18 protein-coding genes are annotated in these 17,288 nt (G+C 63.3%); 7 read left to right on the forward strand and 11 right to left on the reverse strand.

Annotated features, from left to right (window positions below; all coding sequences use genetic code 11):
* Positions 1 to 10: 10 nt before the first annotated feature.
* From WHT83_RS19465 to WHT83_RS19475, 3 genes are all read right to left on the reverse strand, one after another.
* Positions 11 to 1,273 (reverse strand): FAD-dependent oxidoreductase, encoded by a 1,263-nt coding sequence (locus tag WHT83_RS19465; protein ID WP_406872113.1) that lies wholly within the window; start codon positions 1,271 to 1,273, stop codon positions 11 to 13.
* An 85-nt stretch (positions 1,274 to 1,358) separates the two neighbouring features.
* Complete coding sequence (locus tag WHT83_RS19470; protein ID WP_108607695.1) at positions 1,359 to 3,275, reverse strand: potassium transporter Kup; 1,917 nt, start codon at positions 3,273 to 3,275, stop codon at positions 1,359 to 1,361.
* Between the two features lie 105 nt (positions 3,276 to 3,380).
* The gene (locus WHT83_RS19475; protein WP_406872114.1) at positions 3,381 to 4,121 is read right to left on the reverse strand and encodes a pyridoxine 5'-phosphate synthase; all 741 of its coding nucleotides are present in this window, start codon (positions 4,119 to 4,121) and stop codon (positions 3,381 to 3,383) included.
* Positions 4,122 to 4,248: 127 nt separating this feature from the next.
* Between WHT83_RS19475 and WHT83_RS19480 the strand changes: the two genes are divergently transcribed.
* Entirely contained in the window at positions 4,249 to 4,647 is a 399-nt protein-coding gene (locus tag WHT83_RS19480; RefSeq protein ID WP_406872115.1) for an STAS/SEC14 domain-containing protein, read from the forward strand.
* A 47-nt stretch (positions 4,648 to 4,694) separates the two neighbouring features.
* The gene (locus WHT83_RS19485) at positions 4,695 to 5,567 is read left to right on the forward strand and encodes a hypothetical protein (RefSeq protein ID WP_406872116.1); all 873 of its coding nucleotides are present in this window, start codon (positions 4,695 to 4,697) and stop codon (positions 5,565 to 5,567) included.
* Positions 5,568 to 5,576: 9 nt separating this feature from the next.
* Here the strand turns inward: WHT83_RS19485 and WHT83_RS19490 are convergent, their stop codons facing one another.
* From WHT83_RS19490 to nthA, 5 genes are all read right to left on the reverse strand, one after another.
* A complete protein-coding gene (locus tag WHT83_RS19490; RefSeq protein WP_406872117.1) occupies positions 5,577 to 6,704 on the reverse strand; it encodes an ATP-dependent RecD-like DNA helicase in 1,128 nt (375 codons plus the stop codon).
* A 72-nt stretch (positions 6,705 to 6,776) separates the two neighbouring features.
* The gene (locus WHT83_RS19495) at positions 6,777 to 7,319 is read right to left on the reverse strand and encodes a hypothetical protein (RefSeq protein WP_406872118.1); all 543 of its coding nucleotides are present in this window, start codon (positions 7,317 to 7,319) and stop codon (positions 6,777 to 6,779) included.
* A gap of 130 nt (positions 7,320 to 7,449) precedes the next feature.
* The gene (locus WHT83_RS19500; protein WP_406872119.1) at positions 7,450 to 7,806 is read right to left on the reverse strand and encodes a nitrile hydratase accessory protein; all 357 of its coding nucleotides are present in this window, start codon (positions 7,804 to 7,806) and stop codon (positions 7,450 to 7,452) included.
* A complete protein-coding gene (gene nthB, locus WHT83_RS19505) occupies positions 7,793 to 8,452 on the reverse strand; it encodes a nitrile hydratase subunit beta (RefSeq protein ID WP_406872120.1) in 660 nt (219 codons plus the stop codon). Before nthB ends, WHT83_RS19500 begins: the two co-directional genes overlap by 14 nt.
* Positions 8,449 to 9,069 carry a nitrile hydratase subunit alpha gene (gene nthA / locus WHT83_RS19510; RefSeq protein WP_406872121.1) on the reverse strand — a complete coding sequence of 207 codons (621 nt, stop codon included), beginning with the start codon at positions 9,067 to 9,069 and terminating at the stop codon, positions 8,449 to 8,451. Before nthA ends, nthB begins: the two co-directional genes overlap by 4 nt.
* Before the next feature lie 97 nt (positions 9,070 to 9,166).
* Between nthA and WHT83_RS19515 the strand changes: the two genes are divergently transcribed.
* Together WHT83_RS19515 and WHT83_RS19520 are read left to right on the forward strand one after the other, a co-directional pair.
* Positions 9,167 to 10,447 carry an SDR family oxidoreductase gene (locus WHT83_RS19515; RefSeq protein WP_406872122.1) on the forward strand — a complete coding sequence of 427 codons (1,281 nt, stop codon included), beginning with the start codon at positions 9,167 to 9,169 and terminating at the stop codon, positions 10,445 to 10,447.
* A gap of 3 nt (positions 10,448 to 10,450) precedes the next feature.
* Complete coding sequence (locus WHT83_RS19520; protein ID WP_406872123.1) at positions 10,451 to 10,924, forward strand: DUF2269 family protein; 474 nt, start codon at positions 10,451 to 10,453, stop codon at positions 10,922 to 10,924.
* Here WHT83_RS19520 and WHT83_RS19525 read toward each other — a convergent pair whose 3' ends face one another.
* Positions 10,925 to 11,521, reverse strand: a complete 597-nt coding sequence (locus WHT83_RS19525) for a LysE family translocator (protein ID WP_108607684.1) — start codon at positions 11,519 to 11,521, stop codon at positions 10,925 to 10,927.
* 245 nt (positions 11,522 to 11,766) lie between these two features.
* Here WHT83_RS19525 and WHT83_RS19530 point away from each other — a divergent pair, with 245 nt between their 5' ends.
* A complete protein-coding gene (locus tag WHT83_RS19530) occupies positions 11,767 to 12,069 on the forward strand; it encodes a hypothetical protein (protein WP_406872124.1) in 303 nt (100 codons plus the stop codon).
* 90 nt (positions 12,070 to 12,159) lie between these two features.
* The gene (locus tag WHT83_RS19535; RefSeq protein WP_406872125.1) at positions 12,160 to 12,522 is read left to right on the forward strand and encodes a hypothetical protein; all 363 of its coding nucleotides are present in this window, start codon (positions 12,160 to 12,162) and stop codon (positions 12,520 to 12,522) included.
* 86 nt (positions 12,523 to 12,608) lie between these two features.
* Here the strand turns inward: WHT83_RS19535 and ilvN are convergent, their stop codons facing one another.
* Both ilvN and WHT83_RS19545 read right to left on the reverse strand, forming a co-directional pair.
* Positions 12,609 to 13,181, reverse strand: coding sequence for an acetolactate synthase small subunit (gene ilvN / locus WHT83_RS19540; RefSeq protein ID WP_108609840.1), 573 nt, complete (start codon positions 13,179 to 13,181; stop codon positions 12,609 to 12,611).
* A gap of 77 nt (positions 13,182 to 13,258) precedes the next feature.
* Entirely contained in the window at positions 13,259 to 15,043 is a 1,785-nt protein-coding gene (locus tag WHT83_RS19545) for an acetolactate synthase 3 large subunit (RefSeq protein ID WP_406872126.1), read from the reverse strand.
* A gap of 368 nt (positions 15,044 to 15,411) precedes the next feature.
* On the opposite strand from WHT83_RS19545, the gene WHT83_RS19550 reads away from it, so the two are divergent.
* Positions 15,412 to 17,238, forward strand: a complete 1,827-nt coding sequence (locus WHT83_RS19550) for an ATP-binding protein (protein ID WP_406872127.1) — start codon at positions 15,412 to 15,414, stop codon at positions 17,236 to 17,238.
* The last annotated feature ends 50 nt before the right edge of the window (positions 17,239 to 17,288 follow it).

Raw genomic sequence — 17,288 nt, forward strand, 5'->3', positions numbered from 1 at the left:
GCAGCGCGGCTCAAGCCGGGATCCGGACAGCTCTTTCTTCGCCGCTATTCATCCAATCCGTCTCCTTGAGGCCGGCGGGTCCAAACGGGTCGATCAGCGTGCCGGCAACGATCGAAGCCAGAAGCTGCGGCGCCGGCGGGATCCTGGCAACTGTCGCCACCAGCCGATCGCGCAGGAGTGGCAACAGCAGCAAGTCCGACTGGTAGAAAGGCGTGAAGGCCAAGGACAGCGCCTGGAACAGTCTGACGTGCCAGCGTCGCGCCCGGACATAGAACGCAAGCGCCGCATCCATGTCGCCTGCCTGCCTCAATGCATGGGCGAGTGCCGCCGCGTCGAGCAGAGCCATGTTCGCACCCTGCCCCAGTTGCGGGCTGGTCGAATGCGCGGCATCGCCAATGACGGCAAGGCCGCGTGCTGCCGGTTGTGCCAGCGTGTGGTGGCCATAGCGGGCCAGCGTCAGCTGCTCGAAATCCTCGATCTGGTCGAGATAGGCCCGGCACTCCGGCCACAGCCTTGCCACCTCGGCCTTCCAGGCAAGCAGTCCTTGGGCTTGCACGCGTTCGGCCTCGGCCGGCTTCAGGCTCCAGAAGAACGCCGCCATCTTGCGCCCGTCCGCTTCCGCGCGGCCGATGGGCAGGACACCGATCATAACGCTGGCGCGACGATAGCGCTGCGTCAGTGCATTTTTGTCGAATCCTTCGCCACACCAGTCGAGCGACGCCCAGAACGCGCCATAGGCGAGCGGTTTCGGCTCGCCCTCAATGCCCGCGCTGCGACGCAACTTGGAGCGCGAGCCGGTCGCGTCCACGACGAGGTCGAACGATCCGAGGCCACGCCCAGCCGCATCAAGCAGCCGCGGCTGTTCGCCAGGCTCCACCGCATCGAGATCGACGTCGGTAACGATCTCGATGCCGGCGCATCGAGCCGCGCGATAGAGTGTGCCGAACAGCGCCGCACGATGGACGGCGATGCCGAAACGCCCACCTGGCCGGGCGTCGTAGCGCACGTCGAGCACAGTACGCCCGCTCTTGGCATCGGTGCCGTGCAGCCGATCGATGCGGCTGCCAAGTATCGAGATTTCGTCCAGCAGGCCCAGATCATCGAGCACGGTCAGTCCTGTCGGCTGCAGGATAAGACCCGACCCAACCGGCCTCGGCTCGGCGAAGCGTTCGAAAACGGTGACGCGATGGCCGTCGCGCTGCAGGTAGAGGGCCGCAGCGAGCCCGGCGGGCCCGGCACCGGCAATTGCAATGTGAAGATTTCGACCGTTCATGCGCCACCCCATCCGCAGCAAAGGTTCACGGATGGGCCGTGCTTGGCAATGCTTCACTTCGCCGTAGCGGTGCTCAGTCCAGGCCTCAGATCGACACCTGGGTACCGACCTCGACCACACGCCCAGTCGGAATCTGGAAGTACTCGGTCGCGTCGGCTGCCGTACGAGCCAGCCCGATGAACAACCTGTCCTGCCACACCGGCATGCCGGAATTGGGCGACGCCTTGAGCGACCGCCGCGACAGGAAGAACGACGTCGTCATGATGTCGAACTTCCAGCCCTGCTTGCGGCAGATGGCCAGCGCCTTGGGGATGTTCGGCTGCTCCATGTAGCCGAATTTCAGCTTCACGCGCATGAACAGCTCGTTGACCTGCTCCATCTTCACCCGTTCGCTGTCGGGGACGATGGGCTGCTGCGCCGTCACCACCGACAGGATGACGTTCTGCTCGTGCAGCACCTTGTAGTGCTTGAGGCTGTGCATCAGCGCGGTCGGCGCGCTGTCGGGATCGCTGGTCAGGAACACCGCTGTGCCGGGCACCAGATGCGGCTTCTTCTTGATCAGGCTGCCAGCCAGGAAGTCGAGCGGGATTTCGTTCTTGCGCGTCTTGTCGAACAGATAGCGGCTGCCGCGCACCCAGGTCCACATGATCAGGATGATCGTGAAGGCGACCGCCAGCGATGCCCAGCCGCCCTCGAAGACCTTGACGATGTTGGAAGCGAAGAAGCCGATGTCGATCAGGCCGAATATCGAGATCGCCACGACGACGGCGGCGACCCGCCAGCGCCAGATGCGCAGCATCACCACCGAAAGCAACAGCGTCGTCACCAGCATGTTGCCGGTGACCGAAATGCCGTAGGCCGAGGCGAGCGCGCTCGATTCGCCGAAGCCGACGACCAGCAGCATCACCACCAAAGCCAAAAGAAGGTTGACGCGCGGCATGTAGATCTGGCCCTGCGTCGTCTCCGACGTGTGCTGGATGACCAGGCGGGGCAGCATGTTGAGTTGCACGGCCTGGCGTGTCAGCGAATAGGCGCCGGTGATTACCGCCTGGCTGGCGATGACGGTCGCGGCCGTTGCCAGCACCACCATCGGAACCAGCATCCAGCCCTCATTCATTTCGAAGAACGGATGGCCCACCGTGCCGTCATGCGAGAGCACGAAGGCGCCCTGGCCGACATAGTTGAGCAGCAGGCAGGGAAAGACGATGCACAGCCAGGCCAGCACGATCGGCCTGCGGCCGAAATGGCCGAGATCGGCATAAAGCGCTTCGGCGCCGGTCACCGCAAGGAAGATCGCGCCGATGGTGACGAACGACACCTCGGGCTGGTTGACCAGGAACTGCACGATGTAGATCGGGTTGACCGCCAGCAGGATTTCCGGATCGTCGGCTATGTGGACAATGCCGGAATAGCCGATGGCCAGGAACCAGACCAGGGTGATCGGCCCGAACACGATCGCCACGCCGCCACTGCCGAAGCGCTGGACTGAAAACAGCGCCGCCAGGATCACCAGCGTCAGCGGCACGACGTAAGGCTGGAACGCCGGCGTGACGACATTCATGCCCTCGACCGCCGACAGCACCGAAATCGCCGGCGTGATCACCGCATCGCCGTAGAACAGTGCGGCGCCGACCATGCCGAGCGCCAGGATGATGCCCGAGCGCTTGGGCAGGCTGCGCCGCGCCAGCGCCATCAGCGACAGCGTGCCGCCCTCGCCCCGGTTGTGCGCCCGAAGCACGAACATCACGTATTTGACGGTGACGATGATGGTCAGCGCCCAGATGATGAGCGACAGCACGCCGAGAATGTCTTCGCGGGAAGCGACCTCGCCGCCCGCCGACGCCACCAGGGCCTCGCGGAACGCGTAGATCGGGCTCGTGCCGATATCGCCGAAGACGACGCCGAGTGCGCCGAGCACGAGAATCCTGATGTCGTGGGAATGACCGTCCGTCTGGACCGGCTGCCCGCTCGCGTTCGCCTTGTCAGGGCCGGCATCGGTCATGGACAACTCTCCGTGAAGCCGCGGGGCTCTACGCTTGCTGCAGCGCAAAAGCAACAGCTGTTTTGCGACAGCTAATGTTCCGCCCTTGCAGTCGGCATATGCCTTCTACCACCCGCAGGCGTTCAGATATCGCTTGATCGTGCCGCTCATGCCGTATTCCAGCGCGTCTGCCGTCAGGCCATGGCCGATGGACACTTCGGCCAGCTTGGGGATGCTGCGCATCAGCTGCGGCAGGTTGTCGACGACGAGGTCGTGACCGGCATTGACCGCGAGGCCGGCAGCGATTGCCGCATCTGCGGTTTTAGCAAGCATTTCCAGTTGCTTCGCCGCCCCGACCGGGTCGTCGTGGCAAGCGCCATAGGGCCCGGTGAACAGCTCGATCCGGTCCGCGCCCGTGTCGCGGGCAGCGTTGACGCCGGAAGGGTCGGCATCGGCAAACAGGGAGACGCGGAAGCCGCCCTTCTTGAGTCGTGCCACCACCGGCTTGAGCAGACCCGCCTGGGTGGCAAAGTCCCAGCCATGGTCGGAGGTCGCCTGCGACGGATCGTCCGGCACCAGCGTCACCTGTTCCGGCTGGTGCTTCTCGACCAGTTGGAGGAAGTCTTCGCTCGGATAGCCCTCGATGTTGAACTCTGCCTTTGGAAATTCGTCGTCGATCAGCGCCCGGATCTCGGGCACGTCGGAAAAGCGGATGTGGCGCTGGTCCGGACGCGGATGCACCGTCAGCCCATGCGCACCGGCGGCAAGTGCCAGGCGGCCGAGGCCGGTGACGCTTGGCCATGGCAAGTCGCGCCGGTTGCGCAGCATGGCGATGGCATTGACGTTCACGGAGAGCTTGGCGGGCATCGGCAACTCACGGCAAATCTTGAGACGAACGCACCTAACACGCCTTGGCCGGGAACAGAGAGCGCTTTTATGTGTTCCAATGACGTTGCGGCCAAAAACCGCCAAACGGCCATCGAGGAGGACACCAATGAAATCCATGGATGCCCCACCGCCTTTCCGGCGCATCGACACCGACAACAACGAGGTCTTTGCCTTCGAGATCGTCGGCCATTTCACCCAGGCCGACATCGAAAACGCCTACGGCCTGCTGGACGCGGCCTATGAAGGCCACGACAAGATCGACGTTCTGCTGCGCGCGACAGGATATGACGGCTTCGACTGGTCGGCGCTTTTCGATCCCCTTACCTTCAAGGGCAAGATGAAGGCCCTGCATCATATCAGGCGCTATGCGCTGGTCGGCGGCCCTGCATGGATGGGACCGGTGGTCGGCCTGTTTGCGCCGCTCACCTCGATCGAAACCAGGCATTTCGCCGACGCCGACGAAACCAAGGCGTGGAAATGGCTTGGCGCAAGCCCGATCGAATAGCCTGCGGTCATACTCCAGTCACGGCCGCGCGCCAGACAGCCTCCATCATGCCCAACATCCGCATCATAGATTCGATCACTGCACCCGGCTCGATCAGCCGCCCGAACGAGGACAGCGCCGGCGGCAACGCCACATGCGCCTTCGTCATCGACGGCGCCACCGGCCTCGGCGGAGACAGCCTCGTCGGCCTGCACGGCTCGGACGCCGCCTGGCTGGCCCGGTTTGCCCAGAGCACGTTCGAAGAGCTGGCCCGCAACGGCCGCCCCATGACCGATGTCGTTCGCGAGCTCAATCAACGCGCTGCCAATGTCGTGCACGAGGCGGCCCCTGCGCTGCCGATCGAGCCATGGAACCTGCCGGTGGCAAGCTTCCAGATGGTCCGGATCGAAGGCGACGACATCGTCACCCACGGCCTGGGCGACTGCCGGCTGTTCCTGCTCGGCGCCGACGGCAGCACCCTCAGCACTAGCGCCATCAAGGGCGCCTCCGCCCAGGAGCGCGACGGCGCACGTGCGGCCATCGCTCATGCCGGCGGATTTGCCACCCATCAGGCGTTGGCCGATGCGCCGGGCGTGCGTGAGGAGCTGCGGCGCCACCGCGCCGCCTACAACCGCCCAGGCGGCTCCGTCTGGACGCTCGGTATCGAGCCGTCTGCCGCCGAGCACCTTGTCACCGAAAGGCTCGAGCCCTCGCTGCCGGCCAGGGGTCTGCTCTGCAGCGACGGCTTCGCTGCTCTCGTCGACCAATATGGCCGCTACGACATTGCAGAATTTGTCGGCGCAGCAAACACTGCAGGCCTTGCTCCGCTGCTTGCAGAATTACGCCACATCGAATTGACCGAAGACCCCGACGGCAAGCAGTTCCCCCGTTTCAAGGTCAGCGACGATGCGACTGCAGTTCTTTTCGAGATCGTTGCCTGACGGCGAGCACTACCGAACGATCGTCAGCTGTTCGGCCGCACGGGTAATCGCCGTGTAGAGCCAGCGCTGGCGCGTGTCCTTGAAGGCCCAGCTCTCGTCGAACAGCACGACATTGTTCCACTGCGAGCCCTGCGCCTTGTGCACCGTCAGCGCGTAGCCATAATCGAAGTCGTCGTAGCGCTTCTTGGTACCCCAGGGGATTTCGTCGTCCGGGCTCTCGAACACCTGCTTCAAAAGCTTGATCTTGGCCAAGCCGCGATCGGGATCGTCTTCCTCCGGCGACACTAGAAGATTGATGCCCGGCTTCACCGTTTCGCGCGACGAGGTCATGACCTTCCACAACGAGCCGTTGAGCAGGCCCTTGGCCGGGTCGTTGCGCAGGCAAACCAGCTTGTCGCCAGCTTGCGGGTAGCCGGCTGTAAACCCCTTGAGCTCGCGCAGCCGCTGATTGTAGCGCTTCCGCGTCCGGTTGGTGCCGACAAGCACCTGGTCGGCGCCCAGCACCAGATCCTGGTTCACGTCTTCCTTGCCGATCACCTGGGCAGTGCCGTAGTCGCCGCGCATGAACTCGCGGCCCTCGCGCACGTCGAGCGCCAGTCGGATGATCGGGTTGTCGCGCGCCTGGCGGTGGATTTCGGTCAACAGGAAGTCCGGCTCGTGCTCGGTGAAGAAGCCGCCGCCCGAGATCGGCGGCAGCTGCGCAGGGTCGCCCAGCACCAGCACCGGGGTGCCGAACGTCAAAAGATCGCGGCCGAGCTGCTCGTCGACCATCGAGCATTCGTCGATCACCACGAGCTTGGCCTTGGCGATCGGACTTTGGCGATTGAGCGAGAACGTCGGCGACATCGAGGTCTTGCCGGTCGCCTCGTCGGCAATCGCCTCCTCGCCCTTCGGCCGGTAGATCAGCGAGTGGATGGTGCGCGCGTTGGTGGCACCCTTCGAGCGCAGCACCTGGGCTGCCTTACCGGTGAAGGCGGCGAACTGCACCTGGCCATCGACATGCTCGGCGAAATAGCGCGCCAGCGTCGTCTTGCCGGTGCCGGCATAGCCGAACAGCCGGAAAACCTGCGGCTTTCCCGATTTGAGCCAGCGCGCCACGGCCTGCAGCGCATCGTCTTGCTGAGGAGAGAATTCCATGGGTTTGACTGACAGGATTCGGCGGCGAAGGGCAAGGGATTTGCCGGTTCAGTCGAGTCCGTTCGGGGAAAATCAACTGGCCTGCAACGCCCGGCCTGCCGCACACCCCATCAGATCAAGATTGCGATAAATGGTCTCTGGAACCCTAAAGAAAGCTATGTCCCGATAGCTCCAGATGAAGACATCGCCATCCTTGCGATAGACTGCATGAACATCGAACTGAAATTCCTCTCCAGCGATTGCAACCGAAGAAGAGAAAAATCGACTGTCGAAGCAGTCGGCATTCGCGGCGTCGACGGCGGCGCTCATCAACTGGCTTGTTCTCACCTCCGCCGATAGGACGAAGAAAAAAAGAAAAGCGAAATTCGCCACCAGCAATTTCCAGGACAGCGACTCCAAAGGCTCCGCCCGATGCACAAGAATTCCTGCAACAACCGCGCAAGAGAGGCCAGCCAGAAATGGCAGCCAAACGAAGCCCCAGTATTTGAAGTAATATCCCGGCAGCAAAAAAAGTAACGGCGGGAACGCAAAACCACCAAGAAACTGGAAGTTCCAGAGCGAGGCTGCGGCCCAAAAAAACCAAACGGTGGCAACAGCTCCAAAAAATCTACCCAATACCTGCCCCAGATGAACGCAATGCAGACCGCTGAATATTCCAAAACTATGACAGCATCTTACCGAAAAATCGCCGAATACAAGGAGGGATTGAGGCGAGCCTATCAAATTCAGGTATCCGGCAGGAAGCTCAGCGTTTTGCCGGATCGTTCTCCAGCAGGATCGGCTGGCCATGCGGCGTGGCGTGCGCGGCACGTTCCCAGGCCGCGGCAACCGCATCGACCTCTTCGTGCCCTGCAAAGCCCTTCTCGGCCGTCAGGCACTCCAGGGCGGCCAGCCAACGCGCGTAGTAGTCGCTGCCATCAGCGGCGGCATCGGGCTTTTTAACCTCCGCCGAAAGCCGTTCGGCCCATTCCTTCCATGTGAATAGGCCGCGCTCATGCAACGCCACCACCATTGCGAAAGCCTCGGCCTGCCACGGCTCGGCAAAGACCGGTGCATCGAGCCCCTCGGTCCCAACCGCTAGCCGCACCTCATGCTGGTTCAAGATAGCTCTCCCAGGCGTCTATGCTGACCTCAAGCGTCGGATCAGCCCCCTCGCCCCACAATTCGCCTGCGGTGAAAGCCACCGTATAGAGCCATTGCGGGTTCTCGCCGCGGCCATGCGCGTTGGTATCGGGAAAGACAAAACCTTCGCGCACCGCGTCGATCACCCCCTCCTTGCCGCGGGCATAACGCGGCAGGCGGGTATGGCCGGTGGGGTGAAAGTTCCTGGTCCGCACGCGTTGCCCGACCGCAAACCGCACCGGTACGGCGACCGGTCGATCGCAAGGCCCGCCTTTCGCCAAAACGGCCGGTACATTCTCCGCTTTCAGCACCCGCTTGGGTTTCGCTGCCGGATCGACGGCATCACTCGCCGCGAGGTCGTTGGCTGTCACGAAGTTGTGCCGTTTGACCAGTTGTTCCAGCGCCTTGATCCAGATTTCGTAGTAGCTCGACGCATAATAATCGGCCGGATGCAGGCATTCCCGCGCATGCCGGCTTTCGTCGATGTTCCACGCACCCATGGCGCCTGCCGTCAGCGTCACGCCCAGCGCCCGCTTTTCCCATTCGGAATGGAAATAGGGTTCGTCCTTTTCAGGCGCCACCGGGCCAAAACCCATCTGCCCGCCGAGATCGTGGGGGCCGTTCATGCCGCCTCCCGCGCGACGCCGGTGCCGATCATCGAATCCCGCGTCACTAGGTGGGCCAGCCGCTCTTCGCTCCAGCCTTCGGTGCCAGCCGGCCGCTGGGGCACGACGAGATAGCGCAGCTCGGCGGTCGAATCCCAGACGCGGATCTTTTTGTCCTTGGGCAGCGAAAGTCCGAATTCTTCCAGCACGCCGCGCGGATCGATGACCGCTCTGCTGCGATATGGCGGCGCCTTGTACCAGACCGGCGGCAGGCCGAGCACCGACCAAGGGTAGCAGGAGCACAGCGTGCAGACGACGAGATTGTGGGTCTCGTCGGTGTTAAACACCGCCTGCATGTGCTCGCCCTGGCGGCCGGTGAAGCCGAGCGAGGCGATCGCCGCTGTCGCGTCGCGCTTCAACCATTCGGCGAAATCCGGCTCGCTCCAGGCCTTCGCCACCACGGCGGCACCGTTGCGTGGTCCCACCTTGGTCTCGTAGGTATCGACGATGACGTCGATCGCCGCCGGATCGATCAGCCCCTTGCGGGTCAGGATCGTCTCCAGCGCCCGGACCCGTGCCGTCATCGGGTCGAGTTCGTTGTCGTGATGGAGATGGTCATGGTGGTGATCGTGCGACATGGCGAAAATCTAGGCCCGCCCGCTTCGCCGTGCAAGCCGCCAGCCTTGGGCCAGGACGGATTTGCGCCACAGCCCACGCGCCCGCTATCGTTGCTCAATGCGGGTTCTGATTCTGGGCGGTAACGGCTTTGTCGGTGCGGCGGTGGCAAGGTCGCTTGCGGCCCGCGGATTTTCCATCGTTGCCCTGGCGCGCGACACAAAGGTCGCTTCCCGCCGATATCCCGATTTCGGCTGGGTCCAGGCCGATATCGCCAGCCTGTCGCGGCCCGAGGACTGGCGCTTTCTTCTGTCCGGCATCGACGCCGTGGTCAATTGCGCCGGTGCACTCCAGGATGGTCCGCGCGACAATGTCGCCGCCCTGCAATATGTCGCGATGAAAGCGCTTTATCAGGCCGCCGCCCCCTCGCTACGCATGTTCGTCCAGATATCGGCGCGCACCGATGGTGTTGCATCCGAAAACCCATTCCTCGCAAGCAAGCGTCAGGCCGATGCGGCGCTTGAGGCATCCGGCCTGCCCTTCGTCATCCTCCGCCCGGCGGTGATCGTCGGCCGCGCGGCCTATGGCGGTTCCGCACTGCTGCGCGCCCTGGCCGCGTTTCCACTCGCAACACCGCTGGTCCTTGGCCAAAGCCCGATGCAGTTCGTCTCGCTCGACGACGTCGCCGAGACGGTGTTCGACGCTCTGTCCGGCAATATCCCGATCGGCAGCGACCTCGATCTCGCCGCACCGCAAACCCTGTCGCTCGCCGATGCCGTTGCCATCCACCGCAGGTGGCTTGGCCTGGCGCCAGCGCGCACGCTCGACTTGCCAGGCGTCTTTGCCCGCCTCACCGCCCACGCCGCCGATATGCTCGGCCGGCTCGGCTGGCGATCGCCGCTGCGCTCGACGGCACTTGAAGTCGCAGCCGGCGGTGTGATCGGCCATGCCGTTGATCTCGGCCGGCGCTTCGGCTCGCTCGACGAGACGCTGTCCGCAAATCCCGCCGGCGTTCAAGATCTCTGGTTCGCCCGGCTCTACCTGCTCAAGCCGCTGACGTTCGCTGCGCTTTGCCTGTTTTGGCTGCTATCGGGCATTGTGGCGCTGCTGCGCTTCGACGCGTCGTCGGCGCATTTGGTGTCAGCCGGTGCGCCAGCCGCGATCGCTCCCGCCATCACGCTTGTAACCAGCCTGGCCGACATCGCCCTCGGGCTCGGCGTTGCCTATCGTCGATACGCCGGATTGGCGTTGAAAGGCATGATTGCCCTGTCCCTGGCCTATCTCGCGACAGCAACCGTTCTTTCCTCACATCTCTGGACGGATCCGCTCGGCCCGTTGGTCAAGGTGCTGCCGTCGATCGTACTTGCGCTGGTCGCGCTTGCGATCCTGGACGAGCGTTGAGCCATGGAAGAATTGCTGCGCCTCGTCCACGTCCTTGGAGCCGCAGTGTTGTTCGGCACAGGGGCCGGCATCGCCTTCTTCATGGTGATGGCCCATCGCACCCGCGACGCTGCGACAATTGCCCATGTCGCCGGAATCGTCGTCATCGCCGACACCGTCTTCACGGCGACCGCTGTCGTCCTCCAGCCGATCACGGGCGCCTTACTGGCGTATGAAGCCGGCTGGTCGTTGAGTGAAAGCTGGATTGTGCTGTCGCTCGCGCTCTATGTGCTGACCGGCCTGTTCTGGCTGCCGGTCGTGATCATTCAGATCGAGCTGCGCAATCTCGCTCGTTCGTCCGCCACCACGGGCGGGGCATTGCCGGCGCGCTATCTCCGCCTCTATCGCGTCTGGTTCGCCTGCGGGTTCCCCGCCTTTTTCAGCGTCATCGCCATCTTCTGGCTGATGCTGACGAGGCCGGCGATCGAATTTTTCTGATCACTTCAGCATCGGCCACAACGTCGCCGCGAGAAGCAGTCCCATGGCGATGTTGAACCATTTCAGCCGCACCGGATCGGCAAGGAAGCCGCGCAACACCATGCCGAATCCGGCCCAGCTCGAAACGCTCGGCAGGTTGACCAGGGCGAAGGCTCCGGAGATCAACAACACAGACAGGAATGGCGATTCCGGGCTGGTATAGACGGCCATGGCAGTCACCGCCATCACCCACGCCTTGGGATTGACCCACTGGAATGCCGCCGCCTCGAGAAACGTCATCGGCCGCGCTTTGGCCTCGCCGTCCTTGCCGAGCGAGCGCGACATGCCGATGCGCCATGCGAGATAGAGCAGATAGGCGCCGCCGGCGATCTTCAGGCCGCCATGCAGCATCGGAAAGGCCGACAGCACGGCCCCGAGGCCGAAACCGACGCCGAGCAGCAGCGTCAGGAAACCGATGCCGATGCCCAGCATGTGCGGAATGGTGCGCACGAAGCCGAAATTCACGCCCGAGGCCAGCAGCATGAAATTGTTAGGCCCCGGCGTGATCGAGGTCACGAAGGCATAGACGAGCAGTGCCAGGAATGCGTCGTACGACATTCGTTTCCTCTCTTTTAAGTCAGCATTATTGACCTTATTGGTCGCTTACAAAAAATCCAGATCGGCCTGATGACTGGGCCAGCGCTCGTGCGTTGCGCCGGCTGGCTTTGACTCACAGCTCGAAACCGTTGTTTTGACGCTAGATAGAACGTCCGCGAAAAAGCTTGCCGACTAACACTTCCTGGTTTCAATTCTCGAAGTCGTCGAGCAAGCAGCGACTCACGGAGTAGTCTTAGGGGGAAGAAATGTCAGCAGTTTCTAAAATTGAGACGAGCGGTCTGACCCAGGAGCTTGTTCGCCACGCTGTTGCAAGCATCGAGGCGGCCGACCGCTTCTCTCTGCCCTTCCCGCATATCTTCTTCCGCGACTTCTTTCCCAAGGATTTCTATGCCGACCTGATCAGATCCGTCCCCACGGACGGTTACGATCCGATCACAAGTAACGGCACGCGCATGGCACTGCGGCTTTATGGCGACAATGTCGGCAAGGTCGATGCCGAGTTTCGCGAGATGTGGGCAGCCGTGTCGGAGACACTGACCTCCAGGTAGGTCGAGGATGTCATCCGTCGCCAGCTGCACGAGGGCCTCGAAATCCGCGCCCGCGGCGACAATGTCGCCAGCGTCGACGACCTCAGGCTGGTGGCAAAGCCGGTCCTCTACAGCGACAAGGACGGCTACCAGATCAAGCCGCATCCCGACGCGCGCAAAAAGGTCGTCACCATGCAGCTTTATTGCCCGGCCGACGAAAGCCAGCGTGAACTCGGCACGACACTTTACCAGGCGTCGCTGAAGGGCCTGCTCAACGTCGGCTCCTACGGGCTGGAGCCGGTCAAGACGCTGCCATTCTTGCCCAATGTCGGCTACGCCTTTGTGGTGCTGAAGGCCTATCATTCACTGATGAAGATGAGCTGGCACGGCCGTCCGAAGATCAAGACGACGATCGAGCAACCCCGCGCCTCGCTGCTCAACACCTTCTACATCAACGAGAATGTCGGCTTCTGATCCAACAAGCCTCGGGTCCGGAAAAGTCAAAGGCCGCCGGTGTAGCGCACCGGCGGCCTCTGTTTTTGGCTTCGCGCCTGCGGCAGTTACATTCCCTGCCGGCCACGGTTCATCGCGGCCACGCCGGTGCGGCAGACCTCGACCAGGCCCAGCGGCTTCATGATGGCGATGAACTGCTCGATCTTCGACACCTTGCCGGTCAGCTCGAAGATGAAATGTTCGGTATTGGCGTCGATCACCTTGGCACGGAAGGCATCGGCCAGCCTGAGCGCCTCGACACGGGCGTCTCCAGTGCCGGAAACCTTGACCAGCGCCAGTTCGCGCTCAAGCGCGCCGCCGGTGCCCAGTTCCTGAGCCATGACGGTCAGGTCGACGACGCGATGCACCGGCACGATGCGTTCGAGCTGGTGCTTGATCTGCTCGAGCACATGCGGGGTGCCGCGCGTCACGATGGTGATGCGCGACAAATGCTTCTCGTGTTCCGTCTCCGAGACGGTCAGGCTCTCGATGTTGTAGCCACGACCGGAAAACAGGCCGATGACACGGGCAAGCACGCCCGGTTCGTTGTCGACCAGCACCGATAGCGTGTGGTTTTCCGGCTTCTCGGTTTCCTTGGCGATGAAATAGGCCGAACCGGTGGGTTGTAGCTGTGCGTTCATAAGATGATTCTCGATCTCAGGCGGTTGCGCCAACTCGTTGATTGTGCGGCCTTCCCTGGAAGGCCGCACGTGATCCGTCACACCAGTTCGCGGCCCTTGGCATCGATGGCGTTGGCCACTGCCTCGTCGGTCGCCTCGTCGGGCAGCAGCATCTCGTTATGCGCCTTGCCCGATGGGATCATCGGGAAGCAGTTGGCGAGAGTGGCCACGCGGCAGTCGAAGATCACCGGCTTCTTCACCGAAATCATCTCCTTGATCGCATCGTCCAGTTCGTCCGGCTTGTCGCAGCGGATGCCGTGGCCGCCATAGGCTTCGGCCAGCTTGACGAAGTCGGGCATCGCCTCGGTGTAGGAATGCGACAGCCGGTTGCCGTGCAGCAGCTGCTGCCACTGGCGCACCATGCCCATGTAGGAGTTGTTGAGGATGAAGACCTTGATCGGCGCATTGTACTGGAGCGCCGCGCTCATCTCCTGGATGCACATCTGGACCGAGGCGTCGCCGGCGATGTCGATGACAAGCGATTCCGGATGCGCGATCTGCACGCCAAGTGCTGCCGGCAGGCCGTAGCCCATCGTGCCCAGGCCGCCGGAGGTCATCCAGCGGTTCGGCTTCTCGAAGCCGTAATGCTGGGCCGCCCACATCTGGTGCTGGCCTACCTCGGTCGTGATGTAGGTGTCGAGGTGCTTGGTCAGCTCATACAGCCGCTGGATCGCGTATTGCGGCATGATCACGTCGCTGTTGGGCTTGTAGGCGTAGCTGTCGCGCGCGCGCCACTTGGCGATCTGCTCCCACCACGGATACAGCGTCTTCTTGTCCGCCTTGGCGGTCGCCCGCCACAGCCGGACCATGTCTTCCAGCACGCGGCCGACATCGCCCAGGATCGGCACGTCGGCGCGCACGGTCTTGTTGATCGACGACGGGTCGATGTCGATGTGAATCTTCTTCGAGTTCGGCGAGAACGCGTTGAGGCGGCCGGTGATACGGTCGTCGAAGCGGGCGCCGACGCAGATCATCACATCGCAGTCGTGCATCGCCATATTTGCTTCGTAGCTGCCGTGCATGCCCAGCATGCCGAGCCAGTTCTTGCCCGATGCGGGGTACGCACCGAGGCCCATCAGCGTCGAGGTGATAGGGAAGCCGGTGAGGTCGACCAGTTCGCGCAGCAGATGGCTCGCCTCGGGACCGGAGTTCACCACGCCGCCGCCGGAATAGATGATTGGCCGCTTGGCATCCGCCATCATAGCAACGGCTTCCTTGATCTTTTCCAGGTCGCCCTGGACCTTGGGCTGATAGGAGGTGCGCGGTGCGGTCTGCGGCGGCGTGTAGATGCCCTTGGCGAACTGCACGTCCTTCGGAATGTCGACCACGACCGGGCCGGGCCGGCCGGTGGTGGCGACATGGAAGGCCTCGTGCAGGATGCCGGCCAGATCGTTGACGTCCTTCACCAGCCAGTTGTGCTTGGTGCACGGCCTGGTGATGCCGACGGTGTCGCACTCCTGGAAGGCGTCGGAGCCGATCAGCGAGGTCGGAACCTGGCCGGTGATGCACACCAGCGGGATCGAATCCATCAACGCGTCCTGCAGCGGCGTCACCGCATTGGTGGCGCCGGGACCCGAGGTCACCAGCATCACGCCGGCCTTGCCGGTCGAGCGCGCATAGCCCTCGGCAGCATGGCCCGCGCCCTGCTCGTGGCGCACCAGGATGTGCTGGACATCGTCCTGCTGGAACAGCTCGTCATAGATCGGAAGGACGGCGCCTCCGGGATAGCCGAAGAGGTGCTGGACGCCGTTGTCCTTCAGCGCCTGCACCACCATCTCGGCGCCGGTCATTTCGCGTCGTCCGCTGTCACTATGTCCGCTCATCGGTCCGTCCCGTCTTCCTTTTCGCCGTTCTCGGCGGTTGCTGCTCGTTTAGTCCTGTTTCGGGCAATAAAAAAGGCCCCCGAGGGAGCCTTCACATTTGCGCATGGGGGATTTCGCCCGGCGGTTACACCGCCTTGCCCATGCGCAATCCTACTACGAGAATGAGTGTCGTATTCATGGCGCGGACGTTAATGCGCAGGAAGGCGAACTGTCAACCTGACCCGCGCAAATTTTCCGCAACGTCAGTTTGCCCGCACAACGTTCGAATTGGAGCGTTCCGGTTAACCCGGGCTACACCATCCGCCATCACCCGGCCTTAACCGCCCTGCGCTAGCCTTGCGGCTTGGGGAATAAGGGACGTGGCATCAATGTACATCGAACGTCAGGCGGCGGGTGGTGAAACCACCTCGCAGGAGCGGCGCGACCCGAAGCAGGACGACGCCCGCATCCTCGGCAACGTCGTGCAGTGCGACGGTGCTCGTGCGGTCATCAGCGCCTATGCCGAGACCGGCAGCGCAAGCACGGTTGGCCTCTGGACGGTCGGGCGCATGATCTGCATCAATCTCGGCGAGACCCGGACGATCGGACTGGTCTATTCCATCGCCAAGTCGGACCGTTCCTGGAGCAGCGAAGGCGACAACCCCATCGAGGTCAATGTCGAGCTGATCGGAGAAGTCCGTGACGTGGGCGCGGACAAGAAGCCTGTCTTCGACCGCGGCATCACCGCCTATCCCTATATCGGTGCCATCGCCCACCGCATCCGCAGCCGCGACCTTCAGGCCGTCTACGACCTTGCCGGCCGCCACACCGTGACCATCGGGCAATTGTCTCAGGACGACAGCATCGACGCCTGCATCGCCATCGATGAAACATTGGCCCGACATTTCGCCGTCGTCGGCACCACCGGCGTCGGCAAATCGACCGCCGTCTCGCTCTTGCTGCGCAAGGCCATTGCCGCGCGGCCCGACCTGCGCGTGTTGATCATGGACCCGCACAACGAGTTCGCGGGCTCGCTGCCCGAATATTGCGTCAAGGTCGACAGCAACACGCTCGACCTGCCGTTCTGGCTGTTCCGCCTCGAGGAATTCGCCGAAGTGCTGTTTCGCGGGCGCGAGACCGACGCCGATGAGATCGACGTGCTGCGCGACCTCATCCCGGTGGCCAAGAACCTCTACCGCAGCCCGCAGGGCGGCGCGTTCCTGCGGCGCGGCGTCGATGCGCTGACCGCCGACACGCCGGTCCCCTACCGCATGGCCGATCTCATCAAGCAGATCGACGAGCGCATGGGCCTGCTCGAATCCAAGAACGAACGGCCGATCCTGAAATCGCTCAGGACGCGCATCGAATCCGCGCTCGCCGACCCGCGCTACCGCTTCATGTTCCACTCCAGGCTGATCGAAGACACCATCCACGAAACGATCGGCAACATCTTCCGCGTCCCCACCCATGGCCGCCCGGTCACCTGCTTCGAAATGGCAGGCATGCCTTCGGAGGTGGTAAATTCGGTTTGTTCGGTGCTGGCCCGCCTCGCCTTCGACCTCGCTTTGTGGAGCGAAGGGCGGCTCAAGCTGCTGCTGCTGTGCGAGGAAGCCCACCGCTACATGCCCGCCGACCACCGCCTTGGCTTCGCCCCGACCCGGCACGCGCTGTCGCGCATCGCCAAGGAAGGCCGCAAATATGGCTGCTATCTTGGCGTCGTGACCCAGCGCCCGGGCGAACTCGACCCGACGATCCTGTCGCAGTGCTCAACCGTATTCGCCATGCGGCTCGCCAACGAGCAGGACCAGGCGATCATCCGCTCGGCCATTGCCGATTCGTCGGCCTCCAGCCTCTCCTTCCTGTCCTCGATGGGCCAGCGCGAGGCCATAGCCTTCGGCGAAGGCGTCGCCACCACCATGCGGCTGAAATTCGAAAAACTTTCGCCCGAACTCATCCCAGGCACCGGCAAGCGGGCCGCGGAGGCCCCATCCGGCAGCGGCGACGACGTCGATCTCGTCGCTGTGGTCGAACGCCTGCGCAACGTGCCCAAGCCGCAAGCCGCAGCACTGGGTTTCACCGAAGTTGTCGACAGCCAGCGCCAGGCTGGCGACACCGATTACCAAAAGCCTCCGGCCAAGCAGCAGCCCGACGACGATTTCGACACCCGCTTCGGCTTGCGTCCGTCGACGTTTGGCGGACGCCCGCCGAACAGCTGAGATCCTCGGAAGCCTGCGCCCCACTCGATGGCAGCAGGCCAAGCCGGGCC

The sequence above is a fragment of the Aminobacter sp. P9b genome (genome assembly GCF_045345995.1).
GTDB classification, from domain to species: domain Bacteria; phylum Pseudomonadota; class Alphaproteobacteria; order Rhizobiales; family Rhizobiaceae; genus Aminobacter; species Aminobacter niigataensis.